This window comes from Syntrophomonas sp. UBA1041 (genome assembly GCF_002316705.1).
Taxonomy (GTDB): domain Bacteria; phylum Bacillota; class Syntrophomonadia; order Syntrophomonadales; family Syntrophomonadaceae; genus DTU019.
The window spans coordinates 7,604-13,941 of the sequence record NZ_DCEA01000062.1 but is presented as its reverse complement, the minus strand read 5'-3'; the positions used below and the strand labels follow the sequence as shown (position 1 = coordinate 13,941).

The 6,338-nt window shown below is 50.4% G+C and carries 7 protein-coding genes; all 7 read right to left on the bottom strand.

All coding sequences use genetic code 11. The features are described from left to right. Positions 1–563: B12-binding domain-containing radical SAM protein (locus B2633_RS08845; RefSeq protein WP_483170240.1), on the bottom strand; the 563-nt coding region annotated here is incomplete at its 3' end. Beyond that, positions 560–1,507 carry a DUF362 domain-containing protein gene (locus B2633_RS08840; RefSeq protein ID WP_483170238.1) on the bottom strand — a complete coding sequence of 316 codons (948 nt, stop codon included), beginning with the start codon at positions 1,505–1,507 and terminating at the stop codon, positions 560–562. The genes B2633_RS08845 and B2633_RS08840, both read right to left, overlap by 4 nt. Beyond that, positions 1,504–2,514: a hypothetical protein gene (locus B2633_RS08835; RefSeq protein WP_483170237.1), complete on the bottom strand. Its 1,011-nt coding sequence runs from the start codon at positions 2,512–2,514 to the stop codon at positions 1,504–1,506. The genes B2633_RS08840 and B2633_RS08835 overlap by 4 nt, the downstream gene beginning before the upstream one ends. 4 nt (positions 2,515–2,518) lie before the next feature. Continuing rightward, a complete protein-coding gene (locus B2633_RS08830) occupies positions 2,519–2,959 on the bottom strand; it encodes a lasso peptide biosynthesis B2 protein (RefSeq protein ID WP_483170235.1) in 441 nt (146 codons plus the stop codon). A 37-nt stretch (positions 2,960–2,996) separates the two neighbouring features. Continuing rightward, positions 2,997–3,254: a PqqD family protein gene (locus tag B2633_RS08825; RefSeq protein WP_481042231.1), complete on the bottom strand. Its 258-nt coding sequence runs from the start codon at positions 3,252–3,254 to the stop codon at positions 2,997–2,999. Positions 3,255–3,826: 572 nt separating this feature from the next. Further along, a complete protein-coding gene (gene murJ / locus B2633_RS08820; RefSeq protein ID WP_483170234.1) occupies positions 3,827–5,398 on the bottom strand; it encodes a murein biosynthesis integral membrane protein MurJ in 1,572 nt (523 codons plus the stop codon). Positions 5,399–5,483: 85 nt separating this feature from the next. Then, the coding region (locus B2633_RS08815) for a glycosyltransferase (RefSeq protein WP_483170232.1) at positions 5,484–6,338 on the bottom strand (855 nt) is incomplete at its 5' end.

Below are 6,338 nucleotides of genomic sequence, written 5' to 3'. Positions count from 1 at the left end.
CCCCGCTTCATATAATACGATAGATCCAGGACAGAAAAATCAGGAAAAGGCAGCTTATCCAGGTCAGCGATCTGCGCGGCAGGGCTGCCTGTGATCCGGCCATTCTCACGCCACCATAATCCCGGAATTTCCTGAGGTTCCGCCCCTTCAGCAAAATGCAGCAGGGAGTATTCCCCCTCACCCGTTATCACCGCATCCAATTCGGGGATCTTCTTCAGTGTGGCTTCGGGAAGGGCGGTTGCATGATGTCCTCCAGCCAGCAATGGACCTGTGAAGACCCGGCGTATCAAGACTGCTGTTTCAACCAGGTCGAAAACCAGGGGGGAAATGGTATTCAAGCCGATCAAGTCAGGTTTAAACTCGGTGACGGTTTGCAGCAGAGCCTTATCAAGCAAAGCTTTGTCGCTGCCCAGCCGGCACTGATCGGCATAGCGATCCATGATTCTAACCTCATGTCCCGCCTGTTTCAGCGGACCCGCCAGGTAGGGCAGGCTTAAAGGCATCCAGCTCGAGGACGGCAGCGTTTTAAAGCTGGCGCGGGGATAGATAAGCAGAATTTTCATCCTGAAGGCTCCTGATAGTGCAGCAGTTGATAATGCCGCCACTCATCCGCCGGCCATATCCGGGCGGCGTGCCGCAGCTGCGGCATTTCCAGGGGATTCTCGTTAAAATGCTCCACACAATGCTGTTGTTGTTTAATCCGAAACAATTCCCGGTAGGCTTGAAAATCCACTGCAGCGGGATGATCGCCGATAAGAATCAGGCCGGCGGGAAAAGTGGAGCCCCTGACCGGGCCTCCGCTGATCATGGCGATTCTGCCGTCAATAACGCTGAGGTCAGCCATTACAGCCAGATTCAACTCCACGATTTTCTGCTGCAGGTTGGCCTGATGCATGGTGATTCTCTCCAGGGGATGCATATATCCAACCGGAGCTTTCAAGGCCAGGCTATAATCTGCCAGGAAGTGAGTTTTAAGGTTGGTCAGGTTTATGACCCGGTCGACCTGGTACAACAGGGCGGGAACCGTAACACTGCTGAGATACTGCCCGGACACGGACACTTCAACCCATTCCATTTCATCGAAAAAGACCAGGCGGGCCAGCCCGTCGACAGCACCGTCCAGGCCGATACGGCGGGCAACTCTGCGGGTGGGCAGGCTGCTTAAAGACGAACAATCCCCGACCAGGATTTCACCTGCTCCATTTCCACGCAGAAAAGCCAGGAAGTCCCGTAAAAAGCTGGGGCAGGTAGAGGCCGGGTAAGGGTCAGCGGTGTTGAGATTAATTTTTACCAGGATGCTCCGCCCTTTAAACCAATCCGCCCACAGCTCGTGCCAGGCCGGTTCAGCTGTTGTCCAGGGATGGTTTGGATTCGAAATGCTCAACACCGTGGGCGTCCTTCCCTTTAGAAAAGCCGTCCGGGCGGCAGCACTTCCGCTGACCTTTTTTTGCTTCAACACCTGCGGCGCCATTTTTTTCCTGATCAAGCCGAGGATTTTTCTCATCATGGCCGACCCTCTGTCAAAGATTGAAGCAAAGCCGCAAATCTGCTCATATCGGTGCCAAAGTCGAGTTGATAACAGGGGACGGATGAAAGAAAATCCATGAGAAAGTTAAATTTCTTGGTAGCTGCCTCTTTAAAATCATAGGCTTTCATGGTCACCGGGAAAAATTCTCCCACCGCCCGGATAGGATTGATTTTGATTAAGCGGCTCTGCGGGGTTCCTGATTGATTGATGACCAGGAAGTAATTTATCCCGCTATCTGCCAACCATTTACCCGGGGTTATCATGTCGCATTTATAATAATGCTCATCATCGATGGAATCATAAGCCTGCTCCGGCACCAAAGCCGGGAAAAAAAGCTGCCGGGCGGCTTCCCGGACCTTAATAACATCGGATATGCTGCAGCCTCTATAGCCTTCATCGGCGCTATAGAGCAAAATACGTTCATCGGATAAGACCTTAAAGCCATGCTGCAAGAGGGCAAAAACAGCTGTTGATTTACCGCGTCCGCTGTTGCCGCTCAGTATAATGCCTGCGCCGTTAAACTGCACACAGGAGGCATGTACAGCAAAATAATCGTACTTCCCCATGAGCTGGTTTATCAAATTGTAGGTAAAGAGCATATCGGTATACAAAGGCTTAATATCATTATTGCGGAGGAGCAGGACTGTGGCGGTTCCATGGGCATAGTCCACATTGGTGCGGGCGTAGCCTTCATAATCACTCCATTGCTCACTTTCCCCCTGATAAGTGTGCATCATTATGGGACGGTTGAGCAGCAATGTAAAATCCGGAATCTTTAATCCTGCTTCAGGCAGGGGCATAAGGCGGTCAACCTGTTCGGCCTCGACAACCTGTAAATCCAGCGAAAGGTGGGGGGCGCCAGCCCTGCCTTCGGGTATATTTAAAAAACGGCTGAACCGGTCTAACCACTGGCCCTGATTACATTTAATACAAATGGTATAGCCTGAAAGGTCGTACCATTTTACCTGTAAATCCTGTTGTATCATCCGCTTACCCTTCTAAAAAAATGGTATACCGGGCTAATGATTCCGGTTCTTCATGATAAGGTTCTTCATCCAGCATGAGCCAGCTATGGCCCTGCAGATCCGGGCCGTCTCTTTTGACCCCTACCACCACCCTGGCGCTAAGCCCTTGAGCAGCAGACCAGTGATACAAAACCAGGCTGCGCCGCAAACAAGGCCGCGAACTTCTGCCGATGCGAGTCAGCCAGAAGGTAGCGCCCCGATAAATCTTGTCCATAGTCTTAAGCTGCGCCATAGTAGGCCGCCCACGATGCGGTTCGAGCCGCGCCGGCTTATGGGAGCGAATTTTCTCCAGAATCCCGGGCATGGGGCGATATCGTACCAAACAATCATAATATAGAGTCAGGCCGCCTATCCAGGCTAATAATGACAAATCCCGGGGAAGATCATAACCTTTATATTGCCACACAACTATGCCCTCTAAATGATAAAACTTACGGTGTAATTTACAATAGTAACTCAAACTGGGCTAATGTTGTAATTAATTCCCGGATGTCCCTTGATAAGACTTCCCGCTCCACCTCATATTCATCAAGCATCTGCTCTATTATTTCATCAACCGTAGCTATTCCGTCTACTTTATTCCAAAAGGAACAAGCCACCTTGTTTAAGCCAAAATACCTACCGGTTACGGGGTTAAGCAAAACTGTTTCTCCATCAACCTCACGCCAGATCACATCCTGGTTTCTTATCAGTACCTCCACCGGCCGGCCTCCTTTTTCCCCTGTAAATTTGTCAGAAAATTAAATTTACAATAAACTGCAAAAATTATATCATATGCTTATACATAATAACATGGACGTATTGTAGGCGAAGGTTTGAGTGGAGGCTTAACTGAAACAGGCATTCCCGTGTATAGGAATGTTCATCCGAGTCAGGCGGCGTCAAGAACTATAATTTGTAATTACAAACTACCAAGCATTCAGAGGTGAAGAAATGCAGAAGCAGAGCTATGAAATTCCGGAAGTGTTAGTGTATGAAGATTTGGCTGGTGTCACTGCGGGAAACGTAAGCAACTAGCGCTGATGAGGAGGCATAACATGAGCAAACAGAATTATGAGACTCCAAACTTAATAGTACATGACGATTTGCGGGATATTACCGCAGGAAATCTTTCTAAAAATTAACTCCGGGTCTAGATTACCGAATCAGGAGAGCCGGTTTACGAAACTCCCGTGGTGGGAATTTAAACCATATTACCGCCGGCTTTTTCAGAAGCTTATTGACAAAACATAAACTGGGCTGCCTAAGTGCAGTCCATTATTTTTTAAACCGGCTATTCTTTGTTAAACCACCGCCGCAGGCTGGCATGGAATATATCGAATTCCTCCACCCGCAGCGCCTTTATGAACACCCCGTAAACTACTAGGCCGGTTACTGCACAGGTTATCAATAAGAGCAGAGAGGACACGGGGCCCCTGTCCAGAAGGGGTTTTAACCAGTTCAGTTCACAATATACCACCCCGCTCATCAATAAGGCCGCCAGGCCTATCTTCAAGCCGCTGATGAGCATGAAGGACGCCTTAATCCTGCCCAGTTTTTTGCGCAACTGCCACAGCAATATTAAAAACCCGGCTATGGTGGCAATCGAGCTCCCCAGAGCCAGCCCCCCGTGAGCCAGGTATTTAACCAGGACCAGGTTCAGCACTACATTTAAGGCCACAGTAGCCATACTGATCTTCATTGGGGTCAATGTGTCCTGAAGGGCATAAAAGGCCTGCAAGACGATTTCACGTACCGACGTGAACGGCATCCCCAGGGCATAAAAAAGCAGGGCGGCCGTGGTCAGTCCTGCCGCCTGGTCGTCAAAGGCGCCGCGCTGGTATACCAGTCTGACCAGCGGTTCCCTTAAGATCATCATCCCCGCCGCACAGGGCAGCAATACCAGCAAGAGGCTGTTGATGGATCGGTATAAAGACTTCTGAAACTTATCATGGTCAGCGATAACAGCGGCTTCGGACATTTCCGGATATATGGCCCGGGCCACCGCAAACCCGATCACCCCGTGGGCCAGGATATTGAGTTTGTTGGCATAGTTCAACGCCGCAATACTACCCTCTAAAAGGCCGGAGGCCAGCATGCGATTCACCAGTAGATTAATCTGTCCGACCCCGGTGCTCACGGTAACAGGAATTATCAGTTTGAGCATCTGTTTCAAGCCGGAATGTTTCCATTCTACCCGGGGGCTGAAGTTAAATCCGCAACGCCGCAACTCAGGTATCTGAAACAGCCATTGCGCAGCCACTGCCAGAACCGTGCCCGCCGCCAGTCCAGCAATTCCCCATTGCCTGGCGCTGAGAATCAAACAGGTTATGATCACGATATTATATGGTATGCCAATAAAAGCGGGATAGAAAAAACGCTTTTGACTCTGCAAAATACCGGATCCCAGGCCGCTAAGACCCAGAAAGATAATCAAGGGAAACATCACATAGGTCAGTTTCACGGCCAAATCATAGGCTGCTCCGCTGAACCCCGGGGCGACCAGCTGCACGATGATTTCTGCGAAAACCCAGCCCAACCCTATCAAGACCACACAGATGCCCAGCATGATGGTGGTGATAGAGTTCAATAGGGCCAGTACCGAGTCAAACCCCTTCCTCTCCTTGTATTCGGTAACCAGGGGGATCACCGAGGTGGTGAGGCTGGATCCAATCGCCGAAAACAGCAGCTGTGGCACCATCTCTGCTACCAGGAAAGCATCGACCAGATAAGAGGCCCCGAAAAATGCGGCAATTACGGTCTCACGTATAAAACCCAGTATTTTGCTCAAGGCCAATCCGCTGGATATGAGCATGGCATTGAATAAACTGCCTTGGAGCTTACCCTGATGCAGATCTGTCTTCATTGCATATCCTTCTTAAGGCCGGAATATTTATTTCCCTCCGGGCATTGACTGAGGGGGTCTTTAGTCCATCTGACAGTTAAGATGGTTAGGATTGCTTATCCCGCCGCCGGCTCAGGTAATTTTCATATTTGGACTTGACACAGTCCTGTATTTCCTGCTTGAAGCGTTCCTGATTAAAGCGCCGGGCATTTAGACGAATAACTTCAGCATCAAAACGGCCTTCCCAATTCAAGAAAGCAACCACCGCCTTAACCAGAGACGCTATCTCCTGTTCCTGAAAGAAGACCCCGGTAGCCTCATGCCAATTATGGCCATCAGCCGGAATAACCGTTTCGGTAGCTCCCCCCTGCCCGAAGGCGATTACCGGTGTACCGCCGGCCTGGGCCTCCACCGGCACAATACCGAAGTCCTCGTGGGCGGCGAATACCAGAGCCCGGGCCCCGGCCATTAAGGAAGAAAGCTCCTCATTATTGCGATAACCTACAAATTCTATATTCTTACCGGCCAGGGCCTGGCAGTGCTCCTTTTCCGGGCCGTCTCCCACTACCACCAGAGGCAGTCCCAATTGGGTAAAGGCAGCCACGACCAGATCGGCGCGTTTATACCTTACCAGACGGGAGACAAATAAGAAATACTCAGCTTTGCGCTTTGATACGGCAAACTGTTCTGTATTCACTGGAGGATAGATAACCTCGGCCTTACGCCGGTAAGACCGCCATATCCGGGCCGCGGTATAGCGGGAGTTGGCTACAAAGTAATCCACCCGGGAAGAAGCGCAGCCATCCCAGAGGCGGATATAATGCAGAACAGCCCTGGCCAGGGTGGATTTAAAGCCTTTTTGCAGCCGGTTTTCCTTCAGGTAGTGATGGGTCAAATCCCAGGCATAGCGCACCGGGGTATGGCAATAACAAATATGTATCTGTTGAGAGTTGGTCAATAC